Here is a 16,087-nt window from a genome sequence, read left to right on the forward strand (position 1 = left end):
GGTGGTTGGCTGTGTTGGGGGTTTTTGCTTTTAATTTTTGGTGCGCCCACCCCCCCCACCCCCCCCCCCCCCCGCTCCCACAGGTGTTTTGTGTCTGGCAGCGCAAATGTGAATGCGGGCACCTCAAATACACCGGCAACGTTTAAACTGCGCCTTTGCGACGCTATTTGTCGCATTGCCGTAAACCCGCGCAAAACGTGGGTTGGCGCTATAAGAAGTTGTCGCTTGGCGGCAAGGCCGGGCTGAAAACTGTCCTTACAATCCTTACCAAGCTCGCCAGTTCCAGGCGGGTGTTCCTCATCAGGAGACTCCGATGTCCGTTGAGCAAGCCGCGGTACAACGCGCCGATTTCGACCAGGTTATGGTTCCCAACTATGCACCTGCTGCCTTCATTCCTGTGCGTGGTGCCGGTTCCCGCGTATGGGATCAATCCGGTCGCGAGCTGATCGACTTTGCTGGCGGTATCGCAGTCAACGTACTGGGCCATGCCCACCCGGCGCTGGTCGGTGCACTGACCGAACAGGCCAACAAGCTGTGGCACGTCTCCAACGTTTTCACCAACGAACCGGCCCTGCGCCTGGCTCACAAACTGGTCAACGCGACCTTCGCCGAGCGCGCGTTCTTCTGCAACTCCGGCGCCGAAGCCAACGAGGCCGCCTTCAAGCTGGCCCGTCGCGTCGCCTTCGATCGTTTCGGCAGTGAAAAATACGAAATCATCGCCGCGCTCAATAGCTTCCACGGTCGTACCCTGTTCACCGTCAACGTCGGCGGGCAATCGAAGTACTCCGACGGTTTCGGGCCTAAAATTACCGGCATTACCCACGTTCCTTATAACGACCTGGCTGCTTTGAAAGCCGCCATTTCCGATAAGACCTGCGCCGTTGTGCTGGAACCGATCCAGGGCGAGGGCGGTGTGTTGCCGGCCGAGCAGGCCTACCTGCAAGGCGCCCGCGACCTGTGCGATGCCCACGATGCGCTGCTGGTCTTTGACGAAGTGCAGACCGGCATGGGCCGCAGCGGCCATCTGTTCGCCTACATGCATTACGGCGTGGTCCCGGACATCCTCACCAGCGCCAAGAGCCTGGGCGGTGGTTTCCCGATCGCGGCGATGCTCACCACCGAAGCGCTGGCCAAGCACCTGGTCGTCGGCACCCACGGCACCACCTACGGCGGCAACCCGCTGGCATGTGCGGTGGCCGAGGCGGTAATCGACGTGATCAATACCCCTGAAGTGCTCGGTGGCGTCAAGACCAAGCACAACAAATTCAAGGCACGCCTGGAACAGATCGGCGAGAAGTACGGCCTGTTCACCCAGGTGCGTGGCCTGGGCCTGCTGATCGGTTGCGTGCTGAACGACGCCTGGAAAGGCAAGGCCAAGGACATCTTCAATGCCGCCGAACAGGAAGGCCTGATGATCCTCCAAGCCGGCCCGGACGTGATTCGCTTCGCCCCGAGCCTGGTGGTGGAAGACGCCGACATCGACGCCGGCCTGGACCGCTTCGAGCGGGCGGCGGCGAAGCTGACGCAAGCCTGAGGCTGACCCGGACCTCCCACAGGAGTCTTGCAGCGGCTGAAAAATCGAAGACCGCCGCAGATGCAATGCGGGCCAGGGTGTTTGTTTAGTTTTTTTCTGTGTATCGACCCTTTGGTCGAACCGTTTATTTCAAGTTAAGGAGTGACACCATGCTGGTGATGCGCCCCGCGCAAATGGCTGATCTGGGCGAGGTACAGCGTCTGGCTGCGGACAGTCCGATCGGTGTCACCTCCTTGCCGGATGACGTTGAACGCCTGAGCGACAAGATCGCCGCCAGCGAAGCCTCGTTTGCCGCCGAAGTCAGTTTCAACGGCGAAGAGAGCTATTTCTTCGTCCTCGAAGACACCGCGACCGGCAAGCTGGCTGGCTGCTCGGCCATTGTCGCTTCGGCCGGTTATTCCGAACCGTTCTACAGCTTTCGCAACGAGACCTTCGTTCACGCGTCCCGTGAGCTGAAGATCCACAACAAGATCCACGTACTCTCCCAATGCCACGACCTGACCGGCAACAGCCTGTTGACCAGTTTCTACGTGGTGCCGGAATTGGTGGGTTCGCCGTGGTCGGAACTCAATTCCCGCGGGCGGCTGTTGTTCGTCGCCAGTCATCCGGAGCGGTTCGCCGATTCGGTGGTGACCGAGATCGTCGGCTACAGCGATGAGAATGGCGACTCGCCGTTCTGGGACGCCATCGGTCGCAACTTCTTCGACCTCAACTACGCCGCCGCCGAGCGTTTGTGCGGGCTGAAAAGCCGTACGTTCCTCGCCGAACTGATGCCCCATTACCCGATCTACGTGCCGCTGTTGCCGGATGCCGCCCAGGAAGCCATGGGCCAGGTTCATCCGCGGGCGCAGATCACCTTCGACATCCTGATGCGCGAGGGTTTCGAGACCGATCACTACATCGACATCTTCGACGGTGGCCCGACCCTGCATGCCCGTGTCTCGGGCATCCGTTCGATTGCCCAGAGCCGCGTGGTGCCGGTCAAGATCGGCGAACCGGTCAAGGGGGCCGGCCGCCAATACCTGGTGGCCAATGCCCAATTGCAGGATTACCGCGCCGTGCTGCTCGAGCTCGACTACGCGCCAGGCAAGCCTGTAACGCTGGACATGGAAGCGGCCGAAGCCTTGGGCGTTGGCGAAGGCGCCAGCGTGCGTTTGGTAGCGGTATAACGCTTTACAGCTGAGTTTCGCGGGTGGCGAGAGCGGCCCGTCTGAGGAGATAGCATGATCGTTCGTCCCGTACGCAGCAGCGACTTACCCGCTCTGATCGCCCTGGCCCGCAGCACGGGCACCGGCCTGACTACCTTGCCGGCCAACGAAGAGCGCCTGGCCCATCGGGTCGGCTGGGCCGAGAAGACCTTTCGCGGCGAAGCCGGGCGTGGTGACGCGGACTACCTGTTCGTGCTCGAAGACGATGACGGTCGCGTGGTGGGCATTTCCGCCATCGCCGGCGCGGTGGGATTGCGTGAGCCCTGGTACAACTTCCGGGTCGGCCTGACGGTCAGCGCGTCCCAGGAGTTGAACATTTATCGGGAAATCCCGACGTTGTTCCTGGCCAACGACCTGACCGGCAATTCGGAGCTGTGCTCGCTGTTCCTCCACGCCGACTTCCGCAATGGCCTCAACGGCCGGATGCTGGCCAAGGCGCGGCTGTTGTTCATCGCCGAATTCCCGCAGTTGTTCGGCAACAAGATCATCGCCGAGATGCGCGGCATGTCCGACGACAACGGGCGTTCGCCGTTCTGGGAAAGCCTGGGCCGGCATTTCTTCAAGATGGAATTCAGCCAGGCCGATTACCTGACCGGCGTTGGTAACAAGGCGTTCATCGCCGAGCTGATGCCCAAGTTCCCGCTGTACACCTGCTTCTTGTCCGAAGATGCCCGGGCCGTGATTGGCCAGGTTCATCCAGATACCGAACCGGCGCTGTCGATGCTCAAGAGCGAAGGGTTCAGCTACCAAGGTTACGTCGACATCTTCGACGCCGGCCCGGCGGTGGAATGCGAAACCGGCAAGATCCGCGCGATTCGCGACAGCCAGGCGCTGGTGCTGGCCATCGGCACGCCGGGCGATGACGCCACGCCGTTCCTCATCCATAACCGCAAGCGCGAAGACTGCCGCATCACCGCGGCACCGGCGCGCTTTGCCGCAGGCACACTGGTGGTCGATCCGCTGACCGCCAAACGTCTTCAACTCAACGCCGGCGACCAGGTGCGTGCCGTGGCGTTGTCTGCTGCCCGGGAGTCAAAATGATGAAGTCGTTGTACATCGCAGGTAGCTGGCTGGAAGGCCAGGGCGACCTCTTCGAGTCGTTGAATCCAGTGACCCAGCAGGTGTTGTGGTCGGGCAACGGCGCCACCGCGGCGCAGGTGGAATCGGCGGTGCAGGCCGCGCGCCAAGCGTTCCCGGACTGGGCCCGCCGCTCGCTGGATGAACGCATCCAGGTGCTGGAGGCCTTTGCCGCGTCCCTGAAAAGCCATGCTGACGAACTGGCCCGGTGCATCGGTGAAGAAACCGGCAAGCCGTTGTGGGAAGCGGCGACCGAGGTGACCAGCATGGTCAACAAAATCGCCATTTCGGTGCAGAGCTACCGCGAGCGGACCGGCGAGAAGAGCGGCCCCCTGGGCGACGCCACCGCCATGCTGCGCCACAAACCCCACGGTGTGGTGGCGGTGTTCGGCCCTTACAACTTCCCTGGCCATTTGCCCAATGGCCACATCGTGCCTGCGCTGCTCGCCGGCAACTGCGTGTTGTTCAAGCCGAGCGAGCTGACGCCGAAAGTCGCCGAGCTGACGGTCAAGTGCTGGGTCGAGGCGGGTTTGCCGGCGGGCGTGCTGAACCTGCTGCAAGGCGCGCGGGAAACCGGTATCGCCCTGGCGGCGAACCCGGGCATCGACGGGCTGTTCTTCACCGGCTCCAGCCGCACCGGAAACTTGCTGCACCAACAGTTTTCCGGTCGCCCGGACAAGATCCTCGCGCTGGAAATGGGCGGTAACAACCCACTGGTGGTGGATGAGGTGGCGGACGTCGATGCGGCGGTCTACACCATTATCCAATCCGCCTTCATTTCCGCCGGGCAGCGCTGCACGTGTGCGCGCCGCCTGCTGGTGCCGGTAGGTGCCTGGGGCGATGCCTTGCTGGCGCGCCTGGTGGCGGTCAGTTCTACCCTTGAAGTGGGTGCCTTCGACCAGCAACCGGCACCGTTCATGGGCTCGGTGATTTCCCTGGGCGCGGCCAAGGCGCTGATGGATGCGCAAAACCACTTGCTGGGCAAAGGCGCAGTGCCGCTGTTGGCCATGACTCAGCCGCAGGCCCAGGCTGCATTGCTGACGCCGGGTATCCTGGACGTGACGGCCGTGGCCGAGCGTCCCGACGAGGAGTTGTTCGGGCCGTTGCTGCAAGTGATCCGCTACAAGGATTTCCCCGCAGCGATTACCGAAGCCAACAACACGCAATATGGCCTGGCCGCCGGCTTGCTGTCCGATTCCCAGGACCGTTACCAAGAGTTCTGGCTGCAAAGCCGCGCCGGTATCGTCAACTGGAACAAACAGCTGACCGGCGCCGCCAGCAGCGCGCCGTTCGGCGGTGTCGGTGCCTCGGGCAACCATCGCGCCAGCGCTTATTACGCGGCGGATTATTGCGCGTACCCGGTGGCTTCCCTGGAGACGCCGAGCCTTGTCATGCCGGCGAGCCTGACGCCTGGCGTAAAAATGGTTTAAGCCCCAATCGCGAGCAAGCTCGCTCCCACAAGGACGGTGCAAGACCCTGTGGGAGCGAGCTTGCTCGCGAAGGCCGCGCCTCGGTATTCGATCAAAACCGTTACCTGATGCCTATAAAAAACAGATTCTCGTGGAGCCTCGCTGATGAAATCCTATGAAGTCAACTTTGACGGTCTAGTGGGGCCGACCCATAACTACGGCGGGCTCTCGTACGGCAACGTCGCGTCCCAGAGCAACAGCCAGCAGTCCTCGAACCCCAAGGAAGCGGCGTTGCAGGGCCTGGCGAAAATGAAAGCGCTGATGGACATGGGTTTCCAGCAAGGCGTGCTGGCACCGCAGGAGCGCCCGGACGTGGCGGCTTTGCGTCGGCTGGGCTTTGCCGGCAGCGATGCCCAGGTCATCCAGCAGGCCGCGAAAGAAGCGATGCCACTGTTGGTCGCCAGTTGCTCGGCCTCCAGCATGTGGGTGGCCAACGCCGCCACGGTCAGCCCGAGCGCCGACACGGCCGATGGCCGCGTGCACTTCACCGCCGCCAACCTGAACTGCAAATACCACCGCAGCATCGAGCATCCGACCACCAGCCGTGTGCTGGGGGCGATGTTCGCCAACCCGCAACACTTCGCCCATCACGCCGCGTTGCCGGCGGTGGCGCAGTTCGGCGATGAAGGCGCGGCCAACCACACCCGTTTCTGCCGCGCCTACGGCGAGGCCGGTGTCGAATTCTTCGTCTTCGGTCGCAGTGCCTTCGACACCCGTTACCCCGCACCGCAGAAATATCCGGCACGCCAAACCCTCGAAGCCTCCCAGGCGGTTGCGCGCCTGCATGGTCTGCGGGAGGAGGGCGTGGTCTACGCGCAACAGAATCCGTCGGTGATCGACCAAGGCGTGTTCCACAACGACGTGATCGCGGTGGGTAATGGCGAAGTGCTGTTCTATCACGAGGACGCGTTTCTCGAGACCGACAAGATGCTGGCCGAATTGAGCAGCAAACTCGCCAAGGTCGGTGGGAAATTTCAATCGGTGTGCGTACCGCGTTCGGCGGTCACCGTCGATGATGCGGTTCGTTCCTACCTGTTCAATAGCCAGTTGCTGTCGCGTCCCGACGGCTCGATGCTATTGATCGTGCCGGAAGAATGCCGCGGCAACGAACGCGTCTGGCAATACTTGCAAGGCCTGACGGGCGCTGGCGGCGTTATCCGCGAAGTGAAGGTCTTCGACCTCAAGCAAAGCATGCAGAACGGCGGCGGCCCTGCTTGCCTGAGGTTGCGCGTAGCGCTGAATGAAACCGAACTGGCGGCCGTCAACCCAGGGGTTATCATGACCGCGCCGCTGTACGATTCGCTGACCCAATGGGTCGAGCGTCACTACCGCGACCGCATGACCGAGAATGACCTGGCAGACCCGCAGTTGCTGCTCGAATGCCGCGGGGCACTGGATGAACTGACACAAATCCTTAAACTTGGCGCGGTTTATCCTTTCCAGATCAATTGAAAGCGCGCGCGACCTGACTACAGTCAAAGCAGGGCGCGTTGCCTTATCCCCAGACGAGAATGTAAAGACATGAGCGATACCCTGCAGCTGATCCTCGAAGACACCGACGGCACCCAACTGGAAACCTCCTGCACCCGCGTCGCGGTGATGTGGCAAGGCAAGGAATTGTGGATCCAGCAGGATGGCCGCGGTCAGCTGCTGATCGGCGTTGACGTCGAGGAAGGGGACGAGGAATACGCCAACCTGTTGTTGCGTCCATTGGCGACCAACCTGGTCAGCCTGCAACTGGAAATGGAACCGGCGGACGTCGGCGACGATGACCATGTCCATGGCCCGGATTGCGGCCACGACCACTAAGGAAACCGCGCTATGCTCGCCCTCGGCAAACTGCTTGAACTGACCCTCGCCGGCCGTGAACCGGCGGAGAAGACTCAACTGACTGTCGAAGGCGTACGGATGCGCTGGTTGAGCGAGGGCGCGCTGGAGGTCAAGCCGCCCGAAGCCTGGGACAACGGCCTGGACCTGCTGCTGTCGGCCGGCATCCACGGCAACGAAACCGCGCCGATCGAATTGCTCGACCGCCTGCTGCATGACATCGCCCGTGGTGACCTGAAACCCCGGGCACGCATTCTGTTCCTGTTCGGCAACCCCGAGGCCATCCGGCGCGGTGAGCGTTTCGTCGAACAGGACGTCAACCGGCTGTTCAATGGTCGCCATGAGTTGAGCGGTGGTCCTGAGGCGCTGCGGGCCTGCGAGCTGGAGCGGCTGGCCGCCAGTTTTTTCAGCCGGCCGGAGCGCAGTCGCTTGCACTACGACCTGCACACTGCCATTCGTGGCTCGAAGATCGAGCAGTTCGCCCTCTATCCATGGAAAGAAGGTCGCCAGCATTCACGCCGGGAACTGGCGCGCCTGCGTGCCGCGGGCATGGAAGCGGTGCTGCTGCAGAACAAGCCGTCCATCGTGTTCAGTGCCTATACCTACGATCAGCTCGGTGCCGAATCCTTCACCTTGGAGCTGGGCAAGGCCCGGCCGTTCGGGCAGAACGACGGAGTCAACGTCAGCCTGCTGGAAACTGGCCTGCACCAGATCATCGAAGGCAACGAGCCGGAGTTGGACGAGGGCCTCGATGGCCTCCAGCTGTTCAGCGTGGCCCGGGAAATCATCAAGCACAGCGACAGTTTCCGCCTTAACCTGCCGGCGGATGTCGAGAACTTCTCCGAGCTTGAAAAAGGCTATGTGCTGGCCGAAGACATCGCCCAGACCCGCTGGGTGATCGAAGAGGAGGGCGCGCGGATCATCTTCCCGAACCCCAAGGTCAAGAATGGCTTGCGGGCTGGCATCCTGATCGTGCCGGCGACTGATGAAAGCCTGGTCTAAAACCTCCACAAAACCAATGTGGGAGCGAGCGTGCGCGCGATAGCGGAGTGTCAGTCGCCTTCAATAAAGACGTGAAAACCGCGATAGCCATGCAGCGACCTGCCACAGGTTTTTTTTGCAGCTTTAGACCGCTACCGCCCGCTGTTCACTGCGACGCAACGTCCGGGTCTTGTGCAAGGTATCGGCGCAGGTCTTCGCCGCCTCCTGGCCCTTGTGCACGAAATGCTCGAAGAAGAACTTCTGATGTTCTTCCCCGGCATGGAAGTGATGCGGCGTGAGCACGACCGAGAACACCGGCACTTCGGTTTCCAATTGCACCTGCATCAGGCCACTGATGACCGATTGGGCGACAAACTCGTGGCGGTAGATACCACCGTCCACCACCAGGCCGGCGGCGACGATGCCGGCGTAGCGGCCTGACTTGGCCAGCAGCTTGGCGTGCAGCGGAATTTCGAAGGCGCCGCCGACTTCGAAGAAGTCGATATCACTTTCCTGGTAACCCTGGAGGATCATTTCGGCGACGAAGCCTTTCCGGCTCTGGTCGACGATTTCCTTGTGCCAGCAGGCCTGGATGAACGCGACGCGCTCGCCCGGATGACTTTTGCTTTTGCTGTCGATTGCAGTGGGTTGCATGTTCTGGTTCCTGTTTGTGTGAAAAACAGGGCGTCATGAATCGAAGGGGATTCGAGGGTACGCCGCGCACGGAGTCGCAGTCGGCCCTTGGGTGTCGATCCCGTTCTCTCTTCATCCGGACTATGACCGTCGGCCCCGGAATCACACCGGGTCTGCTGACCTTGTCGCTACACCCCAAAAAGCGATGTAGCGCCAAGCGCTCGCGGGCTATGCGCATTGCGCGCAATTACCGCCGGTGGGGAGTTGCACCCCGCCCTGAGAACGTTTTGCCGCCACGGCATGTGACGGCGGAGATTTTTTAACACATAAACCACTGTGGGAGCGAGCTTGCTCGCGATAGCGGTGGTTCAGCTTGCATCGATGCAGGGTTTACTGCCGCCATCGCGAGCAAGCTCGCTCCCACAGGGGATTTGGATAATCTGTTGGGTTAGTGTGGTCCTGGGCTTGATTATTCCGCGCCATGCCCGCAGTAATTGTCCTTCGAAAGGGAATTCCCCAAACAGCACCCGAGGCCAGATTCATGAGTGTTATCGATCTTCGCAGCGACACGGTCACCCAACCTTCCGCCGGCATGCTCGATGCCATGGCCAGTGCGCCGACCGGCGACGATGTGTATGGCGAAGACCCGACCGTCAATCGCCTCGAAGCTGAACTGGCCGCGCGCCTGGGCTTTGCCGCAGCGCTGTTCGTGCCGACGGGCACCATGAGCAACCTGTTGGGGTTGATGGCCCACTGCGAGCGCGGCGATGAGTACATCGTCGGCCAGCAGGCCCACACCTATAAATACGAAGGCGGCGGAGCGGCGGTGCTCGGTTCGATCCAGCCCCAGCCTCTGGAGGTGCAGGCGGACGGTTCCCTGGACCTGGCGCACGTCGCCGCGGCGATCAAGCCCGATGACTTCCACTTTGCCCGCACCCGCCTGCTGGCCTTGGAAAACACCATGCAGGGCAAGGTGCTGCCGCTGGAATACCTGGCTCGGGCCCGGCGTTTCACCCAGGAACATGGCCTGGCGCTGCACCTGGACGGGGCGCGGTTGTACAACGCTGCGGTCAAGCTGAATGTCGATGCCCGGCAGATCACACAACATTTCGATTCGGTGTCGGTGTGCCTGTCCAAGGGCCTTGGCGCGCCAGTGGGCTCGGTCCTGTGCGGCAGCGTCGAGCTGATCGGCAAGGCGCGTCGGTTGCGCAAGATGGTCGGTGGCGGCATGCGCCAGGCCGGCATTCTCGCGGCGGCGGGGCTGTATGCCCTGGAACATCACGTGCAGCGCCTGGCCGATGACCACGCCAATGCCCAGCGGCTCGCCGAGGGCTTGCGTGCGGCGGGCTACAAGGTCGAGCCGGTGCAGACCAACATGGTCTACGTACAAATGGGCGAGCGGGCCGAGGTGATCAAGGCGTTTGCCGATGAACGGGGCATCAAGCTCAGCGCGGCGGCACGCTTGCGAATGGTGACGCACATGGACGTGAGCGCGGCGCAAATCGACCAGGTGATCGCCGCTTTCGTCGATTTTTCCCGCCAATGACCCGTTAACCTGGGCAATTGACAGTTTCTATCACATAAACACGCTGTACCCCACGCGCAGGGCCGATATAATGCGGCCCTTTGCCGTTGCTTCGTCTGTTGACGTTTTGCACAGGCCTTTGGCCGCAGCCTCCGTGGAAGAACCTAATGAAAAGCGCAGAAATCCGTGAAGCCTTCCTTCGCTTCTTCGAAGAGCAAGGCCACACCCGAGTAGCCTCCAGCTCTTTGATTCCGGGCAACGACCCGACCCTGCTGTTCACCAACGCGGGGATGAACCAGTTCAAGGACTGCTTCCTGGGCCAGGAAAAACGTGCCTACACCCGTGCAGTGAGCAGCCAGAAGTGCGTGCGTGCCGGCGGCAAGCACAACGACCTGGAAAACGTCGGCTATACCGCACGTCACCACACGTTCTTCGAAATGCTGGGTAACTTCAGCTTCGGTGATTATTTCAAGCGCGACGCTATCACTTTCGCCTGGACCTTCCTGACCTCCGACAAGTGGCTGAACCTGCCCAAGGAGAAGCTCTGGGTAACGGTCTACGCCACCGATGACGAAGCCTATGACATCTGGACCAAGGAGGTCGGTGTCCCGGCAGAGCGCATGGTGCGCATCGGCGACAACAAAGGCGCGCCTTACGCCTCCGATAACTTCTGGACCATGGGCGACACCGGCCCATGCGGTCCTTGCACCGAGATTTTCTACGATCACGGCGCCGACATCTGGGGCGGCCCACCCGGCTCGCCGGAAGAAGACGGCGACCGCTACATCGAGATCTGGAACAACGTGTTCATGCAATTCAACCGCACCGCCGATGGCGTGTTGCATCCGCTGCCAGCGCCGTCGGTGGACACCGGCATGGGCCTGGAGCGGATCAGTGCGGTGCTGCAGCACGTTCATTCCAACTACGAGATCGACCTGTTCCAGAGCCTGCTGAGCGCGTCGGCCAAGGCCATCGGTTGCACCAACGACAACCAGGCTTCGCTGAAAGTCGTCGCTGACCACATCCGTTCCTGCGGTTTCCTGATTGCCGACGGTGTGCTGCCTTCCAACGAAGGTCGCGGTTATGTGCTGCGCCGGATCATCCGTCGCGCCTGCCGTCACGGCAACAAGCTGGGCGCCAAGGGCAGCTTCTTCTATCAGATCGTCGGAGCGTTGGTGGCCGAGATGGGCGAAGCCTTCCCGGAACTCAAGTCCCAGCAGGCGCACATCGAGCGCGTGCTCAAGGCGGAAGAAGAGCAATTCGCCAAGACCCTGGAGCAAGGCCTGAAGATCCTCGAGCAGGACCTGGCCGAACTCAAGGGCAACGTGGTCCCGGGCGACGTGGTGTTCAAGCTGTACGACACCTACGGTTTCCCGATGGACCTGACCGGCGACATCGCCCGCGAACGCAACCTGACCCTCGACGAGGACGGTTTCGAGCGCGAGATGGAAGCCCAGCGGGTGCGCGCGCGTTCCGCCAGCTCCTTCGGCATGGACTACAACAGCCTGGTCAAGGTTGACGTGGCCACCGAATTCACCGGCTATGCCGGCACCACCGGTTCGGCCAAGATCGTTGCCATCTATAAGGATGGGCAGTCGGTGGACATCCTGAGCGAAGGCCAGGAAGGCGTGATCGTGTTGGACAAGACGCCGTTCTACGCCGAGTCCGGCGGCCAGATCGGCGACAGCGGTTACCTGCAAGCGGGCAGCTCGCGTTTCGACGTGCGTGACACCACCAAGACCGGTGGTGCTTTCCTGCACCATGGCGTGCTGGCGTCGGGCAGCTTGATGATCGCCGCTCCCGTGGCGGCCCATGTCGATGCCGAGGTTCGCCACGCGACATCGCTGAACCACTCCGCCACGCACTTGCTGCACGCAGCGTTGCGCCAGGTGCTGGGCGAGCATGTCCAGCAGAAGGGCTCGTTGGTGGACAGCCAGCGCCTGCGCTTTGACTTCAGCCATTTTGAAGCCATCAAGCCTGAGCAGATCAAGGCGCTGGAAGACATCGTCAACGCCGAGATTCGCAAGAACTCTCCGGTAGAGACTGAGGAAACCGACATCGAGACCGCCAAGCGCAAGGGCGCGATGGCGTTGTTCGGTGAGAAATATGGCGACAATGTGCGCGTGCTGAGCATGGGCGGTGATTTCTCCGTGGAGCTGTGCGGTGGTATCCACGCCAATCGCACCGGCGACATCGGCCTGCTCAAGATCATCAGCGAAGGCGGCGTCGCCTCCGGCGTGCGGCGTATCGAGGCGGTCACTGGCGCAGCGGCGCTGGCGTACCTCAACGCGGCGGAAGAACAACTCAAGGAAGCGGCAAGCCTGATCAGGGGCAGCCGCGACAACCTGATCGACAAGCTGTCGGCTGTGCTGGAACGCAACCGCCTGCTGGAAAAGCAACTCGAGCAGTTGCAGGCCAAGGCCGCCAGCGCCGCGGGCGACGATCTGTCGGCCCAGGCCGTGGACGTCAAGGGCGTGAAGGTGCTGGCCGTGCGTCTGGATGGCCAGGATGGCAAGGCGCTGTTGGCGCTGGTCGATCAACTGAAAAACAAACTCGGCCGCGCAGTGATCCTGCTCGGCAGTGTCCATGAGGAAAAGGTCGTTCTCGTCGCAGGCGTGACCAAAGACCTGACTGGCCAACTCAAAGCCGGTGATTTGATGAAGCAGGCCGCTGCGGCAGTGGGCGGCAAGGGCGGTGGTCGTCCGGACATGGCGCAAGGCGGTGGTACCGACGTCGGCGCACTGGACGCGGCACTGGCCCAGACCGTTGCATTTGTAGAGCAGGGTATTTAAGGCAGCGTCGCGGGCTCGTGGTCTAGTGACGAGCCCGCGCGCTGCTGATTGAATTATTGGGCGCCCTTCATGGGCAGAGGCGGCTTTGAAATGGCTTTGATCGTACAGAAATTTGGAGGCACCTCGGTCGGCACTGTCGAGAGAATCGAACAAGTCGCCGACAAGGTTAAGAAATTCCGTGAAGCGGGCGATGACCTGGTGGTTGTGCTGTCGGCCATGAGCGGCGAGACCAACCGTCTGATCGATCTGGCCAAGCAAATCAGCGGAGACCAGCAACCGGTTCCCCGCGAGTTGGACGTGATCGTTTCCACTGGCGAGCAGGTGACCATCGCCTTGCTGGCCATGGCGCTGATCAAGCGTGGTGTGCCGGCGGTGTCCTACACCGGCAACCAGGTGCGCATCCTGACGGACAGCGCGCACAACAAAGCGCGTATCCTGCAGATCGACGACCAGAAGATCCGCGGTGACCTGAAGGCTGGCCGTGTCGTGGTCGTCGCTGGTTTCCAGGGCGTGGACGAGCAGGGCAACATCACCACCCTCGGCCGTGGCGGTTCCGACACCACCGGCGTGGCGCTGGCAGCGGCTCTCAAGGCTGACGAATGCCAGATCTACACCGATGTGGACGGCGTCTACACCACCGACCCACGGGTCGTGCCTGTGGCCCAGCGCCTGGACAAGATCACGTTCGAAGAAATGCTGGAAATGGCCAGTCTAGGCTCGAAGGTGTTGCAGATCCGGGCGGTTGAGTTCGCCGGCAAGTACAACGTTCCGCTGCGCGTTCTGCACAGCTTCAAAGAGGGTCCGGGCACCCTCATTACTATCGATGAAGAGGAATCCATGGAACAGCCGATCATTTCCGGCATCGCTTTCAACCGCGATGAAGCCAAGCTGACCATCCGTGGCGTGCCAGACACCCCCGGCGTGGCGTTCAAGATTCTCGGCCCGATCAGCGCCGCGAACATCGAAGTCGACATGATCGTGCAGAACGTTTCGCACGATAACACCACCGACTTCACCTTCACCGTGCACCGCAACGACTACCAGTCTGCCGAAGCGATCCTGAAAAAGACCGCTGGCGAGATCGGTGCCCGGGAAGTGGTGGGCGATACCAAGATCGCCAAGGTCTCGATCGTTGGTGTCGGCATGCGTTCCCACGCGGGCGTGGCCAGCCGCATGTTCGAATCCCTGGCCAAGGAAAGCATCAACATCCAGATGATCTCTACCTCGGAAATCAAGGTTTCCGTGGTCATCGAAGAGAAGTACCTGGAACTGGCCGTGCGCGCCCTGCACACGGCTTTCGAACTCGACGCTGCTGTCCAACAGGGCGAGTAAAGCGTTGTCTTGAGGGCGCGGCTGGACCGCGCCCTTTGTTTTTCTGAATGGCGCGTCTCAAAACTGTTCTTTTGCCCGCGCTGGTCAATACTAGGCCTGTAGGCTTCGACCGTTTCGGTTGTAGGTCCAATGCCTTTTTTTTGCAGACTGTTGTCCCTTAAGTGAATTGCGTGAGGAGAAAGGTATGCTGATTCTGACCCGTCGGTGTGCAGAAAGCCTGATTATTGGCGATGGCGAAATCACCGTGACCGTGCTCGGCGTCAAAGGAAACCAAGTGCGTATCGGCGTCAATGCCCCGAAAGAGGTCGCTGTACACCGGGAGGAAATCTACCTGCGTATCAAGAAAGAGAAGGACGACGAACCAAGCCATTAATTTTTATCGATTTTTATGTTTGCAAACGGGGATGAAGGTAGTTAATATACGCCCCGTGTTGCGGAGAGCTGGCCGAGTGGCCGAAGGCGCTCCCCTGCTAAGGGAGTACACCTCAAAAGGGTGTCGGGGGTTCGAATCCCCCGTTCTCCGCCATTATTCGTTTAGTGCGTCAGAACCTGGCTTTATCAGTAAGTGGTTGAAATTGCTGAAAAAAGCGCTTTACAAAAGGAATTGACGACCTATAATGCGCGGCAACAAATGCACTCGTAGCTCAGCTGGATAGAGTACTCGGCTACGAACCGAGCGGTCACAGGTTCGAATCCTGTCGAGTGCACCATTTAAGAGTCGTTTGCAGCAATGCAAATAACTTGGCTTCAACCAGTTGTGATCTGGTATAAAACCACAACTTGCACTCGTAGCTCAGCTGGATAGAGTACTCGGCTACGAACCGAGCGGTCACAGGTTCGAATCCTGTCGAGTGCACCAAACACCAAAAAGCCCGCGTTTAACGCGGGCTTTTTGCTGTCTACGATTTGCCTTTCACGCACCCCTTCTCATCGAACACAACCTCGGCGCTGCGACCTTTCTTCGCCTTGTAGGTATAGCGTGTGCTCGAATTCCTGACTTTGATCGAGTCTGGCTTGCCCAAGGCGCTTTCTACATCTTGTTGGCTCATGCCGGCGACGATGCGTCGTTCCAGGATGGCATTGCGCCGTTGCCTGGCATCGATGAGGTTTCCGCAGCGGTCCTGGAACTGGCCAACCACGGTCGGTTCCTTGCGGGCGGTTGTGTTGCCGGATGTTTGTCGGTGCTCCGCTTCGGGCAGCATCGCTTCGGTCGTCGGCTCACTCGTGCCAGGGCTGTACGGGTGGATCTGCTGCAGCGACAGGGCTTCTCCCGGGCCGCAGCTCAAGGTGGTGAACGTCACGTGCCCCGCAAGACTTTCGCAGCGGTGCACAGTCTGCCCGGCTGCCCACAACGGCAGGCAGGGCAGGGCGGCGAGCAGGAACAGGTAGTGGCTGACAGGCATCCGGTCGTCCTCCTTGACGGTGCAGGAGAAAAGGGTAGTCGCTGCATTCCTGCCGGCGCGTGTGTTTTCTTTTCTGGATAAGTCGTCGTAAGGGGATGGTTCAGCCTGTGTTCAGGTTTGTCTCGCAAGCGCTTGTTCTTGCCATGATTTTTTAGCGTTTTAAAGCGTCAAGCGGTGTATGATTGCGCCCGTCAGCCCCGCCGGGGCTTTGGAATATCTCCATGGACTTACCCAGTAGTTACTCAATATCTAGTTTTGCCAATCATGAATTAACTGATTGATCCTTCCGGCGTGCTCCACTGCTGG

13 protein-coding genes, 3 tRNA genes and 1 riboswitch are annotated in these 16,087 nt (G+C 60.9%); of the genes, 14 read left to right on the forward strand and 2 right to left on the reverse strand.

The features are described 5' to 3' along the window. Nucleotides 1–313: 313 nt before the first annotated feature. From ACIPQ1_RS14510 to astE, 7 genes are all read left to right on the forward strand, one after another. Complete coding sequence (locus ACIPQ1_RS14510; RefSeq protein ID WP_186707070.1) at nt 314–1,534, forward strand: aspartate aminotransferase family protein; 1,221 nt, start codon at nt 314–316, stop codon at nt 1,532–1,534. Between the two features lie 149 nt (nt 1,535–1,683). Continuing rightward, nucleotides 1,684–2,703, forward strand: coding sequence for an arginine/ornithine succinyltransferase subunit alpha (aruF, locus tag ACIPQ1_RS14515; protein WP_003178851.1), 1,020 nt, complete (start codon nt 1,684–1,686; stop codon nt 2,701–2,703). Nucleotides 2,704–2,757: 54 nt separating this feature from the next. Next, a complete protein-coding gene (gene astA / locus ACIPQ1_RS14520; protein ID WP_186707069.1) occupies nt 2,758–3,783 on the forward strand; it encodes an arginine N-succinyltransferase in 1,026 nt (341 codons plus the stop codon). After that, on the forward strand, nt 3,780–5,249 hold the full coding sequence (gene astD, locus ACIPQ1_RS14525; RefSeq protein ID WP_446534344.1) for a succinylglutamate-semialdehyde dehydrogenase: 1,470 nt from the start codon (nt 3,780–3,782) through the stop codon (nt 5,247–5,249). Before astA ends, astD begins: the two co-directional genes overlap by 4 nt. Before the next feature lie 144 nt (nt 5,250–5,393). Then, nucleotides 5,394–6,740 (forward strand): N-succinylarginine dihydrolase, encoded by a 1,347-nt coding sequence (gene astB, locus ACIPQ1_RS14530; protein WP_250963461.1) that lies wholly within the window; start codon nt 5,394–5,396, stop codon nt 6,738–6,740. Nucleotides 6,741–6,809: 69 nt separating this feature from the next. Beyond that, complete coding sequence (locus tag ACIPQ1_RS14535) at nt 6,810–7,097, forward strand: hypothetical protein (protein WP_003178862.1); 288 nt, start codon at nt 6,810–6,812, stop codon at nt 7,095–7,097. Nucleotides 7,098–7,109: 12 nt separating this feature from the next. Then, nucleotides 7,110–8,117: a succinylglutamate desuccinylase gene (gene astE, locus ACIPQ1_RS14540; protein ID WP_411385415.1), complete on the forward strand. Its 1,008-nt coding sequence runs from the start codon at nt 7,110–7,112 to the stop codon at nt 8,115–8,117. 123 nt (nt 8,118–8,240) lie between these two features. On the opposite strand, the gene ACIPQ1_RS14545 is transcribed toward astE, so the two are convergent. Next, nucleotides 8,241–8,750, reverse strand: a complete 510-nt coding sequence (locus ACIPQ1_RS14545) for a 6,7-dimethyl-8-ribityllumazine synthase (RefSeq protein WP_411385414.1) — start codon at nt 8,748–8,750, stop codon at nt 8,241–8,243. 98 nt (nt 8,751–8,848) lie between these two features. Further along, nucleotides 8,849–9,017: riboswitch (FMN riboswitch) on the reverse strand. 253 nt (nt 9,018–9,270) lie between these two features. Here ACIPQ1_RS14545 and ltaE point away from each other — a divergent pair. From ltaE to ACIPQ1_RS14580, 7 genes are all read left to right on the forward strand, one after another. Next, a complete protein-coding gene (gene ltaE / locus ACIPQ1_RS14550) occupies nt 9,271–10,275 on the forward strand; it encodes a low-specificity L-threonine aldolase (RefSeq protein ID WP_446534345.1) in 1,005 nt (334 codons plus the stop codon). Nucleotides 10,276–10,421: 146 nt separating this feature from the next. Then, the gene (gene alaS / locus ACIPQ1_RS14555) at nt 10,422–13,046 is read left to right on the forward strand and encodes an alanine--tRNA ligase (protein ID WP_446534346.1); all 2,625 of its coding nucleotides are present in this window, start codon (nt 10,422–10,424) and stop codon (nt 13,044–13,046) included. Nucleotides 13,047–13,136: 90 nt separating this feature from the next. After that, on the forward strand, nt 13,137–14,378 hold the full coding sequence (locus ACIPQ1_RS14560) for an aspartate kinase (RefSeq protein WP_053124398.1): 1,242 nt from the start codon (nt 13,137–13,139) through the stop codon (nt 14,376–14,378). Between the two features lie 184 nt (nt 14,379–14,562). Further along, nucleotides 14,563–14,751, forward strand: coding sequence for a carbon storage regulator CsrA (gene csrA / locus ACIPQ1_RS14565; RefSeq protein WP_003178872.1), 189 nt, complete (start codon nt 14,563–14,565; stop codon nt 14,749–14,751). Between the two features lie 62 nt (nt 14,752–14,813). Next, a tRNA-Ser gene (locus tag ACIPQ1_RS14570) sits at nt 14,814–14,904 on the forward strand. 107 nt (nt 14,905–15,011) lie between these two features. Continuing rightward, a tRNA-Arg gene (locus tag ACIPQ1_RS14575) sits at nt 15,012–15,088 on the forward strand. 72 nt (nt 15,089–15,160) lie between these two features. Then, nucleotides 15,161–15,237 (forward strand) — tRNA-Arg (locus ACIPQ1_RS14580). A gap of 40 nt (nt 15,238–15,277) precedes the next feature. Here the strand turns inward: ACIPQ1_RS14580 and ACIPQ1_RS14585 are convergent. Next, the gene (locus ACIPQ1_RS14585) at nt 15,278–15,781 is read right to left on the reverse strand and encodes a cell envelope protein SmpA (RefSeq protein WP_250963467.1); all 504 of its coding nucleotides are present in this window, start codon (nt 15,779–15,781) and stop codon (nt 15,278–15,280) included. Between the last annotated feature and the right edge of the window lie 306 nt (nt 15,782–16,087).

Source organism: Pseudomonas sp. LARHCG127 (genome assembly GCF_052871455.1).